We start from the raw sequence: 14,266 nt of genomic DNA, 5'->3' as shown, positions 1-14,266 counted from the left end.
AAGAAAAGTTGAATTAATAAATAGAGAATTAAAAGTTGGCACGATATTTGCATTAGTAATTAGGCAACAGGGATTGTAGAAGGAGGAAAAGTATTAACGGAATAGATTATAAAGTGTTACCGATAAAAGTAAAAGACGAATAACAAAAAGTGTATGCCTAGTTAAGTCTTTGGATCGCGGAAGGCACATAGGGATGTAGCTAGAAATATTCTACTTTATGCCAAAAGGGAAAGCGTTTACAATTACTTTTTGTTTCTAGTTAAGGTTTCAGAAGACGTTATTTTAGTATGTTTAATAGCCCCTGTAAAAGTGGTACTATCCGATTAAACAGCAAGATTACAAACATAAAATTTTAGAAAAGAGGAATGAAAATGAAAAAAGTATTATTCTTAGCAATGTTATCACTCGTATTAGTATTGGCGGCATGTGGACTAGGTGGAAACAATGATGGTGATGCTGAATCAACAGAAAGCAAAGAACCAAAGAAGGAAAGTAAAGAAGGAAGCATCGTGTTAAACATGAGTTTACCTGAAGGACAAGGTACGAAAAATGATGCAGGTGCGCAAGCGTTCAAATTAAAACTAGAAGAACTAACAAACGACGAATTAGAAGTGAAAATCCATTATAGTAATGCTTTCGGTGGAGAACGTGAAGTGTATGAAATGATGGGGCAAAACACATTAGACCTAGCACTTCAATCAAGCGGTCCAATGGGCGTCTTTGATGAAAAAATGTATATGTTTGACTTACCATACTTGTTTAAAAACTCAGCTCATGCACGAGCTATGTTAGATGGTGAAGTAGGAGACGAGTTGGCGCAAGTTTTTGAAGAAGCAGCGAATGTTAAAATTTTATCTTGGGTTGAAAATGGTTTTGTTGTTATAGGTAGTACAGGTAAAGAAATCAAAACTGTTGAAGATTTAAAAGGCTATAAAATTCGTGTACAAGAAAGTGAAGTTCAAATCGATACTTGGAAAGCGGTTGGTGCTATTCCAACGCCAATGGCTTGGCCGGAAGTATACACAAGCTTGCAACAAGGGGTTATTGATGGTCACGACCAAGCGCTTATGGTTCTAGAAACAGGTGGCTTTGATGATATTCAAGATTCTGTAACGATTTTGGATGCACGTTTTGTAGCGGCACCAATTTCAATGAGTTTAGACAAATTTAATTCATTATCAGAAGAGCATCAGGCAGCTCTTTTAGAAGCAGCTGAATACGGTAAGGAACAAGGTAGAATAAGAATTGACGAAATGTACGCTTCTTCTAAAGAATATTTAGGAACTGAAGGCGGTATGGAAATTATTGAATTCTCGGATGAAGAAAAGCAAAAGTATTTGGATAAAGTTGAAGGCGTTTACGAAAAATGGTCATCGACTATTGGTGAAGATCTAATTAAGAAAGTACAAGATGCGAAAAGCGATTACTAATTAAGTAGTCATCTAATAGATATGAAAATCAGCTAAAAATATTAAAGGGAGAATATGAGGGTAAGTGAGTCATTTCAAATCTGTCTCCCTTTTTATTTTTATATTGAAGTATTTTGAGTAACGAAATCATTAGGCTTTCGTTTCATATATTTATGGTAGAAAGAAGGCGTATTCATGGGTAAAGCATACACAATTTGTAATAATGCAATGGAAAAACTGAACAAGTTTATCGGCTATGTACTTGCGCTTTTTTTATCTGTCATGGTAATCGTTATCTTTTATCAAGTTTTTAGTAGGTTCGTGATGGGCAGTTCAACGTCGTGGTCAGAGGAGCTAGCCAGGATATTAATGGTTTACATTATTTTAATGGGTTCTGCGATTGCGCTAGGACGTGGGCAATTATTAGCAATCGAAGTACTTCCAGACATACTAAAAGGTAATGCAAAGCTCATGTTAAGTATAATAACGAATGGTTTTTCAGCTATATTTTGTGTGATTTTGGTCTTTTACGGATATGGACTAGCCTTAAATGTAGCTGACCAAACATTACCAGGGTTAGGTGTCTCCATGTTCTGGATGTACTTTGCAATGCCTTTTGGTGGTTTGTTAATTTTAATGAACGCTGGATTTAATATTTGGGGCATATTGCGGGAGGTGAAGAAATGATTATATTGTTCTTTCTCTCACTCGTTGTATTATTATTTTTAAGTGTGCCAGTTGCATTTGCCTTGGGTCTTTCCTCGGTATTTGGTATTCTGTTGCATCCGTCATTGGACTTAGCAGTTGTACCACAACGTGTTTTAATTGCAGTTAACTCATTTCCGTTAATGGCTATCCCATTTTTCATTTTAGCGGGTGGTTTAATGCAATCGAGTGGTATAGCGAAAAGACTTGTAAATTTTGCAATGACATTAGTCGGGCATTTAACGGGCGGCTTAGCTGTAGTTGCTATTATTACAGCAATGTTCTTCGCTGCAATTTCAGGTTCTGGTACAGCAACAGTTATCACAATAGGAACAATTTTAATACCTACTATGATTGCTAAAGGTTATCCAAAAGGTTTTACAAGTAGTACGTTAGCTGCTTCGGGTGCTTTGGGTATTATCATCCCGCCGAGTATACCTCTGATTTTATATGGTATTTCAGCACAAGTATCTGTAAGCGATATGTTCTTAGCTGGTATTATCCCAGGAACGATTATTACTTCTTTCTTAATTATTTTATCTTATTTCTACTCAAAGAAAAACAAATTATTTAAGAGTGAAAAAAGTTCGTTTAAGGACATTTTAAAAGCATTCGTGGAAGCAATCCCAGCTTTGATTATGCCAGTAATTGTTTTGGGGGGAATTTACAGCGGGATTTTCACACCGACAGAAGCGTCTGTAATAGCGGTTGTATATGCTTTACTAGCAGGTTTTATTTACCGCGAGTTAAGCATTGCGAATATAATTAAAACATTAATAGACTCTTCAGTAACTACTTCAATCATTATGGTCATAATCGCGACATCTGGCTTATTTAGTTTCTTTATTCAAATTAACTACATTCCGGATTTAATCGCTGATCTATTATCAAACGTAACGGGCAATCCATATGTATTCCTGATTGTCATTAACTTGATTTTACTCGTTGTTGGTATGTTCATGGAAGGTTCCGCTGCGATTTTAATATTAACACCATTACTTTTACCGTTAGCAGTAACTGCTGGAATCGATCCAATCCATTTCGGAATTATAATGGTTGTAAACTTGGCAATTGGGTTAATTACACCGCCTGTAGGTCTGAATTTATTTGCTTCTGCACAAATCTCAGGGATTTCGATAAAGGATATTAGTATATCCATCATTCCGTTTGTTGTCGTCATGTTCATTGCGACGTTACTTATCAGTTTCATGCCTATATTCTCTATATGGTTTAAATTCTTTTAGGGTTATTAAAAAGGAAGAAGAATTTCCTCTTCCTTTTTAAATTATTCTTATTAAGTAATTTTTAACTTTACTATCTTTCAATCTCGTATTTCTGCATTTTTCTCACAAGTGTTGATTGGTCGACTTTTAAAGCAGTAGCGGCCTGCCGAATGCTTGGAAAGTTACCAATAGCATCTTTAATAATTTGCGCTTCAAAAGATTCCATGCGCGATTTTAGTGGTTCAATCTCACCATTTTCGTTATCTAACGTTTGCTCTGTGAAATTAAATTGTACACCTTTGTTAAATTGCAGTTCTTTTTGTAAATCATTTAAACTAATCTCTGAATTTGAACTCATTAAAGTAATTCTTTCGACTAGGTTTTGTAATTCTCGAACGTTTCCTGGCCAATCGTGGTTCGTGAAGGCGTGCAAAGCCTCGTTTGAAAATGTTCGATTAAGTCCATATTTATGGTTAATTCCATTTAGGAAATGATAAATGAGTGGAATAATATCATCTGTTCTATCTTTTAAAGGTGGTATTGTAATCGGAATGATATTGAGACGGTAATATAAATCTTCCCTGAATCCACCTTCGACTATCATTTCAGGTAAATTACGATGTGTTGCAGCAATAATACGAATATCGACGGGGATAGGTGTTGTTCCACCTACCCTAGTAATTTCATATTCCTGTAATACGCGCAGTAATTTAACTTGAAGTTGTCGGGGCATTTCACCGATTTCATCTAAAAATATTGTTCCACCATTTGCGACTTCAAAGAGCCCAGCCTTTCCTTTTTGATTGGCACCAGTGAAGGAACCAGATTCGTAACCAAATAGTTCGGACTCCAATAATGACTCGGGTATCGCCCCACAATTAATTTTAATTAAAGGAGAATCTCTTCTAAGACTGTGACGGTGGATTAATTCAACAAATTTTTCTTTCCCTACACCTGTATCTCCTTGAATAAGAACACCTGAATCAATATGTGCGACCCTTAGTGCTCGACTTAGTACGTCTTTCATCATATCCGAATGTGCAATTATGGAAGACTGTGGATCATTTTGCTCTTTTAGAAATTCCAATTCCTCGTGAATTTGTTGATTTTGTTGCTCTAATTGCTGTATCTCTGATTCAAGAGTATTCAAGTGAGTTAAGTCTCTAACGTTATTAACAACTTTTTCAATTCCGCCATTCTTATTTCTGATTGGTACAGCAGAAACAAGAACAGTGGGTCCAGTACTAATTTTTTGGATAATCGTTACATCTTTATTTTCCGCGAGTGCTTTTAGGGAGGCTGAAGCATCAATTACACCTTCTTCTTCAAGCTCTTTCAAACTTCGTCCTATACAATCTTTGGTTGATAAGCCGGTAATTTTTTCATAGGACGGATTTTGATGAACGATAATGCCATCACTATCACAAATGACGATTCCGTCAAAAGAGGAATTAATAACTTCGTTTAATTCGTTTCTTACGTTTTGTAAAGATTCAATTTCCTTTTTTAATTTAACCAAGTCGATCTTGGGGTTAATTAAAATAACGGTTTTTTTATTATCTGCGTAAGAGGTTATTTCTGCAGGATAGTTTACCAGGCAATAGGATTCAGTGTCATTTAAAGCAAAATCTATAATGCTTTCAAAATAATAGTTATATCTTTTTGCAATCGAATTGGAATAAAGCAGTTCCCCCTTTTTGTTAATAATAAGAACCCCAATGAGTCTAATTTTTCGCGCTAAATCGTCCATTATAATTCCTCCTTGCATCACCGAATTTTAAGTGATGATTATATACATCAGTATATCTAATAATACATCACATTGTAATTAAAAGGTAGGGGAATTGGGAGTTAAAAGTTGGCACGGAAATTGCATTATAATATAGATGACAGAAACTTTAAAGAAAAAGAAAATCCAGGAGGTAATATAATGTCTAACTTAATTAAAGAGACTTCACATTCACCTGAGCAACTCAAAACCATGTTATACGACATGATGGTAATTAGAAGCTTTGAAGAAACAGTAGAAAAACTATTCCAACAAGGCAAGATTCACGGAACAATGCATTTATGTATCGGGCAGGAAGCAACGGCAGTCGGTGCTTGTGTACCGTTAACGAAAGGAGATAAAATCACGAGTAATCACCGCGGTCATGGGCATAGTCTTGCAAAAGGCACTGGCGTAAAAGGAATGATGGCCGAGTTACTTGGAAAAGAAACGGGTTATTGTAAAGGTAAGGGCGGTTCGATGCATATCGCTGACTTGGATGTAGGTAATTTAGGTGCGAACGGAATTGTTGCAGCAGGTTTACCTTTGGCGACAGGTGCAGCTTTAACATCAAAAATGAAAGATTTAGGTTACGTTGTGGTGTCATTCTTTGGTGATGGTGCGACAAATGAAGGCGCTTTCCATGAAGCTCTCAACCTAGCATCTGTTTGGGATTTGCCTGTTGTGTTCTTTTGTGAAAACAATTTATACGGAATGTCAGGATCTATCAAAGAAATGACCAATATCGAAAACATCTCAGAGCGTGGTGCATCTTACGGCATTCCAAGTGAAACAATTGACGGGAATGATGTACTAGCAGTTGTAGAAGCGACAGAAAGAGCAGTTGAACGTGCGAGAAATGGTGAAGGTCCAACTTTAATTGAAGCTAAAACGTATAGATGGAGAGGGCATTCACGAAGTGATGCAAGGAAATACCGTACGCGGGATGAAGAGAAAGAGTGGAGACAAATGAAAGATCCAATTGCGTCTTTCAAAGATAATCTGCTTGCACAGGACATCCTAACAGATGACGAGTACGAAGAGTTCGTTAAAAAGGTTCAAGCGGAAATGGATGAAGCGGTAGAATTCGCTGAGAATAGTAAAGAACCAGGTCTGGATACATTAATGGATGATATTTTCGCATAATTGAAAGGTGATGAATGGTATGAGAGAAATTACGTACTTAGAAGCAATTAGAGAATCGATGAGTCAAGAGATGCGCAAAGATGAAGATGTTTTCATTCTAGGTGAAGATATCGGTATTTATGGAGGCGCTTTCGGTTTAACAAATGGTATGATTGAAGAATTTGGCCCAGAGCGGGTACGAAATACGCCTATTTCCGAAGCGGCAATTAGTGGATGTGCAGTTGGCGCGGCTATGACAGGCATGCGTCCTATTTTGGAACTTCAGTTTTCAGACTTTATTATGATTGCGATGGATAACATTGTGAATCAGGCGGCTAAAACGCGTTATATGTACGGAGGGAAGGCTCAAGTTCCTGTCGTTATTAGACTCCCAGGTGGCTCGGGTGCTGGGTTTGCGGCACAGCACTCACAAAGTTTAGAAGCATGGATGACGCATGTGCCAGGCTTGAAAGTGGTACAGCCATCGAATGCTTATGATGCTAAAGGATTAATGAAAGCGGCGATTAGAGATAATAACCCGGTTTTATTTTACGAGCATAAACTTCTTTATGGGACTAAATGCGAGGTGCCAGAAGAAGACTATGAGATTCCATTGGGACAAGCAGATATAAAAAAAGAAGGTTCAGATATTACAATTGTAGCGACAGCAATTATGGTCAATAAAGCACTTGAAGCAGCAGAAGAACTTGAAAAAGAAGGAATTAGTGTAGAAGTCATTGATCCACGAACATTAGTGCCGTTGGATACAGAAACTATTTTACAATCGGTTAAGAAAACAAGCCGAGTACTCGTAGTCTATGAAGCGGTAAAAAGAGGCGGATATGGTGCTGAAATCGTTAGCATGATTGCGGAAAGTGATGTGTTTGACTACTTAGATGCACCAATCAGACGTTTAGGTGGGTTGGCTACTCCAATTCCGTATAACCCGACATTAGAAAAAGCAGCGATTCCACAAATGGATGATATTATTGCAGAATGTAGAAAATTAATGAATAAGTAAGGGGTGTCAAGATGGCAATAGAAGTAGTTATGCCTAAATTAGGTGCCACAATGGAAGAAGGTACGATTGTCTCCTGGTTAGTTCAAGTTGGCGAGTTAATAGAAGAAGGTGATCCGATTGCTGAAATTCAAACCGATAAAATTGTTATGGAGATTGAAGCGGAGACAACGGGTTACTTATTGAAAACAATATATGATGCGGGAGCAACAGTAAACGTGCATGAAGTCGTCGCTTATATGGGCGAAGAAGGTGAAAATGTCGAAGGTTTGGGAAGTGACTCGTTGAATCCTTCTGCAACAGCTGAAGAAACACCTGTACAATCAGCGGCTGAACCGCAAGTAGTACGCGAACCAGGAGAAAAGATTAGAAGAACGCCGGCTGCGCGAAAATTGGCAGAAAATAATGAGGTCGGTTTAAGAGACATTGTGGGCACAGGACCACTCGGTCGAACTCAAAAAAAGGATGTTGAAAGCTATATAGAAGCGAATGCGAAGCGCATTACGCCACTTGCGAAGAAAATTGCTAATGACCAAGGTATAGATTATAAAAACATTGCTGGAACGGGTCCTAATGGAAAAGTGCTTAAAGGAGACCTTGTATCCAATCCTGTTGCGAATAACGAGGTCGAGGAACAGGCGGGCAAACGAGTACCTTTCAAAGGAATGCGCAAAGTAATCGCGAACAGAATTTCCGAGAGTGCTTACACTGCACCGCATGTAACCCTCTTATCGGAAATCGATATGACTAATTGTGTGTCTCTCCGACAAGACTTACTGCCAGTCATTGAGAAGGTTGAAGGTCTAAGAATATCATTCAATGATATTTTGATGAAAGCGACAGCGTTTGCGTTGAAGCAACATCCAAACATGAATGTTTCACTCGAAGGAAATGAAATTGTCTATCATCCGAATGTTCATATTGGTATGGCTGTGGCAGTTCCTGATGGCTTGGTCGTTCCGGTTCTTCAAAACGTAGATGAAAAAGGTTTAGCGGCACTTACAAGGGAAACGAAAAGCATTGGTATGAAGGCCCGCGAAGGAAAACTGTCTCCAGATCAAATGCAAGGTAGCACATTTACGATTAGTAACTTGGGTATGTATGCCGTAGATGGATTCACACCGATTATTAACAGTCCGAATGCCGCGATTTTAGGTGTAGGACGCATTCAGAAAAAATCGGTCGTCGTGAATGATGATTTAGCGATTCGTTCGATGATGAGTTTAAGCTTGTCGTTCGATCACCGAATCGTAGATGGTGCTCCAGCAGCGGCATTTTTAACAGAATTAAAAGAAGTCTTGGAAAATCCCTTCAAATTAATGATATAAGGTGGTGACAGTAAATGTCGTATGATGTAATTATTGTCGGCGGTGGCCCGGGCGGATACGTTGCTGCCCTTAGAGCTGCGAATAATGGAAAGCGAACTGCACTTGTCGAAGCGGATCATTTAGGCGGTACATGTTTAAATAGAGGATGTATTCCGTCCAAAACATTACTGAGACATGCTGAGATTATAGAGGATATTAAAAAAGCCGAAAACTGGGGAATCAAGGCGGATAACTTAACCTTTTCCTTGAAAGATATGTTTGCGCGTAAAGATAACGTCATTGCCACTTTAAGAGGTGGGATTGCTTATTTATTAAGCAAAGGGAAAATTGATGTCTATAACGGCTTTGGAACGATTCATGCCGATAAAAAAGTAACCGTCCAAACCGAAAATGAAACGAAACAGATTACCGGAGAGAAAATCATCATCGCGACAGGCAGTCAGCCTGTCGTCCCACCGATTGATGGCCTTAGTGCCGTCAATTACCATACAACAGATACGGTTTTCGATATAACGGAAATACCTAAATCGATTGTTATTGTAGGGGGTGGTGTCATCGGAGTCGAATTCGCGAATATTTTTACCAGCTTGGAGACGAAAGTTACGATTGTCGAACTCGGTGATAGAATTATTCCGACAGAAGATGAGGATGCTTCGAAAGTATTGCTGAAAAGCTTGAAGGAAAAGGGTGTAAATATATTGACGAAATGTCAAGTGACATCTGTTCAAGAAATTAATGGTGGAAAAACAATTAGTCTCTTTACTACAGAAGGAAAATCCGAAACACTCGTTGCGGATGAGGTACTTTTGGCGGTTGGACGTAAGCCAAATCTTGCTGCTGTTTCTGAATTGAATTTTAAAATGGACGGCGCGCATATTGCGGTCAATGATTATTTGGAAACGAGTGAAAAAGGTTATTTTGCCGTAGGTGACGTAATCGGTGGATTGCAATTGGCGCATGTTGCAAGTGCTGAAGGGTTAACGGCCGTCAGCAACTTAGACGGGAATAAAGAAAAGATGAATTATAACGTCATGCCCCGCTGTATATATACAAACCCGCAAGTCGCTAGTGTTGGAATGAGCGAGGCGGAATTGAAAGGAAAAGGAATTAAGTATAAAGTGAATGTCTATTCTTTTTCAGGGAATGGAAAAGCGTTAGCGATGGGTGAAGCAACGGGTTTTTCTAAAGTAATGATTGACGAAAAGTATGGTGAAGTATTAGGCACTGTCATGATTGGCGCCCACGTCACTGAAATGATTGGCCAATCATCGGCTTATATGTATTTGGAAGGCACTGTCGATGAGCTTGCGCAAATGGTACAGCCTCATCCGTCACTTTCTGAAGTATTACTAGAATCTGCAAATGCGCTTGTCGGTAAAGGAATTCATTCTTAATAACTTATGAGAAGGTGCGTTTATGTTTAAGTTAAACGGTAAAAAAGCCATTATTACTGGTGGTTCTCAAGGATTAGGATTTTCAATGGTGAAGGCTTTTCACGAGGCCGGTGTCGAGGTTGCGGTAATAGATATTTCAGGCGACATAGTGAACATGCCAAGTAAATTTAAAACCAATGATGTAAAAGTGCACGCCGTTAAAGGGAACTTATTGGATATGACTAGTTTAAAACAGTCCTTTGAAGAAGCGTTGGAGAAGCTAGGGGGCACTGTTGATATTTTAGTGAACTGTGCGGGTTTAATGGATAGAAACCCCGCGTTTGAGGTTTCCTTAGGAAGCTGGCATAGAATTATGGGGCTAAATGTCACTGCAGTTTTTGAATTATCACGTCTGGCCGCAACAGAAATGAAAAAGCAAGGTTCCGGTAAAATTATTAATATGGGGTCCATTCTTTCCGTGTTAGGTGGTTTTAACGCGGTTGCTTATTCAACGAGTAAAGGTGCGGTGTTACAATTGACGAAGTCATTATCAAATGAATGGGCTGGGTATGGGATTCAGGTGAATGCCATTGCGCCGGGCTATATGTTAACGACAATGAACGATGACCTTGTGAATGACCCGGTGAGGGCACCTCAAGTAGAAGCTAGAATTCCATCTAAAAGATGGGGGACACCTGAAGATGTTGCTGGTGTGGCTTTATTTTTGGCCGCGCCAGCTTCGGACTACGTGACTGGTACGTTAATTCCTGTAGACGGCGGTGTACTCGGAAGATAAGAGTGGAGGGAAAATCAAGTGAAGAAAAAGTTGTTTATTAATGGGGAATGGATTGAATCTGAAGCATATGCGGATTTGTTATCTCCTTACTCCGAAGAGATAATTGCCGAAATTCCTCAAGCTTCAGAAGAACAAGTAAATGCAGCGATTGATGCCGCTTATAATAACCGAGAAGTAATGGCGAATTTAACAGCTTATGAAAAAGCTGGAATACTTGAAAAGTTAGCTAGGTTATTGGAAGAGAATAGAACGAAAGCCGCTGAAATTATTTCTTTAGAATCCGCAAAACCGATGAAGTTTTCTTTAGGGGAAGTGGATCGGACGGTAGAAACATATAAATTTGCAGCGGAAGAAGCGAAGCGTATTCAAGGAGAAATGATTCCGTTGGATGCCGCTGAAAATGGTGCGAATCGTTTAGGCTACACATTAAGAGAACCAATAGGCGTTGTCGCCGCGATTACGCCTTTTAATTTCCCGATGAATTTAGTTGCCCATAAAGTAGGACCTGCCATTGCAGCGGGGAATACGATTGTCTTAAAACCAGCGTCTCAAACACCGTTGTCAGCTTATTTTCTTGCGGATTTACTGGAAGAGGCCGGCGTCCCAAAAGGTGCAGTGAACGTAGTGACTGGAAGCGGTCGATTAGTCGGGGATCAGCTTGTCAAGAGTGATAAAGTGAGCATGGTCACGTTTACAGGGAGTCCTGAAGTAGGAATCGGAATCCGTAACAAAGCAGGTTTGAAAAAAGTAGCTTTGGAACTTGGCTCAAATGCTGGTCTCATTATTGACGATGGCGTAGATCTGGATAAAATCATCCCCAAATGCGTCATGGGAGCTTTTTCTAACCAAGGTCAAGTGTGTATTTCTCTCCAAAGGATTTATATACACGAAAATTTATTGAAGTCATTTACAGAGAAATTTAAAGAAGCGACAGAGAAATTGGTGTTAGGTGATCCGATGGATGAAAATACGGACGTGTCGACGCTTATTGCTGGAGAAGAACTAGAACGGGCGAAGGCGTGGATTGACGAAGCGGTTGCAGGTGGCGGACGAGTAATTACTGGTGGGACAATCGACAAAAATATTTTATTGCCGACTGCAATTGTCGGCGTAGCATCTGATTTGAAAGTATCTTGCCGAGAGGTATTTGCACCAGTTGTGATCATTAATCCCGTTAAAAATGTAGACGAAGGTATTAACTACGTCAATGATTCAAAATACGGATTGCAAGCGGGAATCTTCACGAAAGATATTTCGACGGCAATGAATGCGGCCAAGAAGCTTGAGGTTGGCGGTGTTATGATTAATGACATTCCGACCTATCGCGTTGACCAAATGCCATACGGCGGTGTGAAAGAAAGCGGAAATGCTCGTGAAGGGTTGAAATATACGATTGAAGAAATGACCGAAATGAAATTAGTCGTGTGGAATCAAGAGTGACAAATAATGATAGGGGATTTGAATGAGTGCGTTATTTGGAATAATTGGAAAACCAATCGCGCACTCGCTGTCACGCTTGCTGCAAAATGAAGATTTAACTTAAAACGAGGACTAGGTATAAAGGTGAGAAAGTGAACGGAATATAATGAAAAATACCAAGGGATTTTTAGCCTCCCTTGGTATTTTTTCATTATAAACATAGATTGCTATCTCTACAAACTACACTTGGATTTCTTTTCGTTGACTTGAAGATGGGATGTTCAATTCTTTTCGATACTTGTTAACTGTCCTTCTTGAAATTGAGATTCCTTTTTCAGTTTTAAAATGATCCGCTATTATTTGATCTGAATAAGGTTTGTGCTTATTCTCTCGGGCAATAAGGCTTTGAAGAAGCACTTTTACTTTTGTTTGTGAAACGCTATCTCCAGTGCCCATTTCCAGTTTCGAAGTGAATAGTAGCCGAAGGTCGAAAGAACCGAAAGAAGTCTGAATCACTTTATTCGTCGTGGCACGGCTTACAGTGGACTCATGCATCCCAATCTCATCAGCAACTTCTTTAAGGGTAAGTGGCTTCATGGAAGGAAAGCCACTTTTAAAGAAACCTTCTTGTTTTTCCAACAGAACTTTTACAATCTTAATGATTGTATTTCTGCGCTGTTCGATACTGCTAAGAAGCCATTGATAACCTTTGTATTGGGAGTTGATATATTTTGACATATCATTTTTGGTGTTAAGATAATGTGTATAGTCATTGTTCAAACCAATAGTAGGTAAATAGCCGTCATTCAATCGAAAAACAAATGCATCTTTCTTAAATTCAACGATGATATCAGGAGTGACATATTTTGTTGAAAAATCAGAAATGAAAGCACACGGTTTCGGGTTAAGCGTTTGGATGAAATCATACAGCGCTTTCACTTGGGCCATCGAGATATTCATCCGTGCAGCGATTTGATCCCACTTACGCTCAGCCACCAAATCTAAGTGACACTTCACTAAGAGTTCCGCCAATTCGTACTTTGGAGAAGCATAGGTTATTTGCAGAAGCAGGCACTCTCTTAAATTCCTAGCACCAATCCCAATTGGGCCAATATCTTGGAGAAAGTGGATTCCTTGTTCGATTTCATGTTCATCAAACTGAACATAATCATGTAGGCTTAAATAGCCATTATCATCGAGATTGTGAATTATGTATTTCAACAAGCTTTGTACTTGTTCGTCGGGATATATGAACTTGGCTTGTTCACATAACTCATCCCTCATATTCCTTTGTCCGCCTTGGATTGCATCCATTGATATCCCGGGGGTCCGTGTTGAAGCGGAACGATGTTGTGATCTTTCCTCGTACAAATTATTATCTTCTTTTTCTTTTAGTTCTATTAAAGGGTTTTCGATTTCTTGCTCTCTTATATATTGTTCTAACTCATAAGTGGAGTACTGTAAAAGTTCGATGGCTTGCCTTAACTCAGTTGTCATAGAAAGATTGAGTGTTTGTTTTTGTTGGAGTACAAGCTCCATAGAGATACCCCCCTTTAATGTCGTATGTGTTTGTGAACGCTTACAGTAATGTACTATTATTATAGCATATACTCTTCGTAAGAGTGCGAACTTTTAGATAATAGTTTATAAATTCCTCTTGAAAACTTTTTTAAATTACCGAAACAAATCACCTAATACAATCGTCATATTATTAAATAGTGCTATTTTGTGGAAATTAATAGGCAGAGATATTAGGGAAGTCGTATTATTAAAAAAGCTTACTCTATCGAAAGAGTAAGTAGATAAAAATATGCACTTAAATTATTTTGCACAAGTTTTTCACAAGGGTTGTCCGAAGTGTTGGTTTAACAGTATCCAAGGACGCAAGTCGAAACCGGCCTCAGGTATCATCAAAGAGGCTGGGACATAACTAGCCAGAAGTGAGCCAAAAAAGGGTTCGATCATCGTTTTTTGATGATCGAACCCTTTTTGTATAGAAATCCTTGTACGACTTCTATACATTTACCTCCCTGGCAGTGTACTTTCTCAAGTTCACTGCCAATAAACCGAAGGCTAATTCATTTTTCACCTTTTCCTTTCCT

At 38.9% G+C, this 14,266-nt stretch carries 11 protein-coding genes; 9 read left to right on the top strand and 2 right to left on the bottom strand.

The window, feature by feature from the left end:
* Positions 1-371: 371 nt before the first annotated feature.
* The 3 genes from CSV76_RS09845 (at position 372) to CSV76_RS09835 (ending at position 3,358) form a co-directional block, all read left to right on the top strand.
* The gene (locus CSV76_RS09845) at positions 372-1,430 is read left to right on the top strand and encodes a TRAP transporter substrate-binding protein (RefSeq protein WP_099625479.1); all 1,059 of its coding nucleotides are present in this window, start codon (positions 372-374) and stop codon (positions 1,428-1,430) included.
* A gap of 174 nt (positions 1,431-1,604) precedes the next feature.
* Positions 1,605-2,096 (top strand): TRAP transporter small permease, encoded by a 492-nt coding sequence (locus CSV76_RS09840; protein WP_099625478.1) that lies wholly within the window; start codon positions 1,605-1,607, stop codon positions 2,094-2,096.
* The gene (locus CSV76_RS09835) at positions 2,093-3,358 is read left to right on the top strand and encodes a TRAP transporter large permease (RefSeq protein ID WP_099625477.1); all 1,266 of its coding nucleotides are present in this window, start codon (positions 2,093-2,095) and stop codon (positions 3,356-3,358) included. Before CSV76_RS09840 ends, CSV76_RS09835 begins: the two co-directional genes overlap by 4 nt.
* A gap of 70 nt (positions 3,359-3,428) precedes the next feature.
* Here CSV76_RS09835 and CSV76_RS09830 read toward each other — a convergent pair whose 3' ends face one another.
* The gene (locus tag CSV76_RS09830; RefSeq protein ID WP_099625476.1) at positions 3,429-5,087 is read right to left on the bottom strand and encodes a sigma-54 interaction domain-containing protein; all 1,659 of its coding nucleotides are present in this window, start codon (positions 5,085-5,087) and stop codon (positions 3,429-3,431) included.
* Between the two features lie 180 nt (positions 5,088-5,267).
* Here CSV76_RS09830 and CSV76_RS09825 point away from each other — a divergent pair, with 180 nt between their 5' ends.
* From CSV76_RS09825 to CSV76_RS09800, 6 genes are read left to right on the top strand one after another with little or no spacing between them, the layout of a single operon-like run.
* Entirely contained in the window at positions 5,268-6,251 is a 984-nt protein-coding gene (locus CSV76_RS09825) for a thiamine pyrophosphate-dependent dehydrogenase E1 component subunit alpha (protein WP_099625475.1), read from the top strand.
* Positions 6,252-6,270: 19 nt separating this feature from the next.
* Positions 6,271-7,251, top strand: a complete 981-nt coding sequence (locus CSV76_RS09820) for an alpha-ketoacid dehydrogenase subunit beta (RefSeq protein WP_099625474.1) — start codon at positions 6,271-6,273, stop codon at positions 7,249-7,251.
* Positions 7,252-7,262: 11 nt separating this feature from the next.
* Positions 7,263-8,576, top strand: coding sequence for a dihydrolipoamide acetyltransferase family protein (locus CSV76_RS09815; RefSeq protein ID WP_099625473.1), 1,314 nt, complete (start codon positions 7,263-7,265; stop codon positions 8,574-8,576).
* Between the two features lie 14 nt (positions 8,577-8,590).
* On the top strand, positions 8,591-9,970 hold the full coding sequence (gene lpdA / locus CSV76_RS09810) for a dihydrolipoyl dehydrogenase (protein WP_099625472.1): 1,380 nt from the start codon (positions 8,591-8,593) through the stop codon (positions 9,968-9,970).
* Positions 9,971-9,992: 22 nt separating this feature from the next.
* A complete protein-coding gene (locus CSV76_RS09805; protein ID WP_099625471.1) occupies positions 9,993-10,745 on the top strand; it encodes an SDR family NAD(P)-dependent oxidoreductase in 753 nt (250 codons plus the stop codon).
* A gap of 18 nt (positions 10,746-10,763) precedes the next feature.
* Positions 10,764-12,185 (top strand): aldehyde dehydrogenase family protein, encoded by a 1,422-nt coding sequence (locus tag CSV76_RS09800; protein WP_099625470.1) that lies wholly within the window; start codon positions 10,764-10,766, stop codon positions 12,183-12,185.
* A 219-nt stretch (positions 12,186-12,404) separates the two neighbouring features.
* On the opposite strand, the gene rpoN is transcribed toward CSV76_RS09800, so the two are convergent.
* The gene (gene rpoN / locus CSV76_RS09795; RefSeq protein WP_099625469.1) at positions 12,405-13,703 is read right to left on the bottom strand and encodes an RNA polymerase factor sigma-54; all 1,299 of its coding nucleotides are present in this window, start codon (positions 13,701-13,703) and stop codon (positions 12,405-12,407) included.
* Between the last annotated feature and the right edge of the window lie 563 nt (positions 13,704-14,266).

Source organism: Sporosarcina sp. P17b, assembly GCF_002743115.1.
Taxonomy (GTDB): Bacteria; Bacillota; Bacilli; order Bacillales_A; family Planococcaceae; genus Sporosarcina; species Sporosarcina ureae_C.
This window is presented reverse-complemented; position numbering and strand designations above follow the sequence as displayed.

Bases quoted from the DNA above. Each gene is read 5' to 3' on its own strand.
- CSV76_RS09845 (WP_099625479.1), top strand. From the start codon at position 372: ATGAAAAAAGTATTATTCTTAGCAATGTTATCACTCGTATTAGTATTG.
- CSV76_RS09840 (WP_099625478.1), top strand. From the start codon at position 1,605: ATGGGTAAAGCATACACAATTTGTAATAATGCAATGGAAAAACTGAAC.
- CSV76_RS09835 (WP_099625477.1), top strand. From the start codon at position 2,093: ATGATTATATTGTTCTTTCTCTCACTCGTTGTATTATTATTTTTAAGT.
- CSV76_RS09830 (WP_099625476.1), bottom strand. From the start codon at position 5,087: ATGGACGATTTAGCGCGAAAAATTAGACTCATTGGGGTTCTTATTATT.
- CSV76_RS09825 (WP_099625475.1), top strand. From the start codon at position 5,268: ATGTCTAACTTAATTAAAGAGACTTCACATTCACCTGAGCAACTCAAA.
- CSV76_RS09820 (WP_099625474.1), top strand. From the start codon at position 6,271: ATGAGAGAAATTACGTACTTAGAAGCAATTAGAGAATCGATGAGTCAA.
- CSV76_RS09815 (WP_099625473.1), top strand. From the start codon at position 7,263: ATGGCAATAGAAGTAGTTATGCCTAAATTAGGTGCCACAATGGAAGAA.
- lpdA (WP_099625472.1), top strand. From the start codon at position 8,591: ATGTCGTATGATGTAATTATTGTCGGCGGTGGCCCGGGCGGATACGTT.
- CSV76_RS09805 (WP_099625471.1), top strand. From the start codon at position 9,993: ATGTTTAAGTTAAACGGTAAAAAAGCCATTATTACTGGTGGTTCTCAA.
- rpoN (WP_099625469.1), bottom strand. From the start codon at position 13,703: ATGGAGCTTGTACTCCAACAAAAACAAACACTCAATCTTTCTATGACA.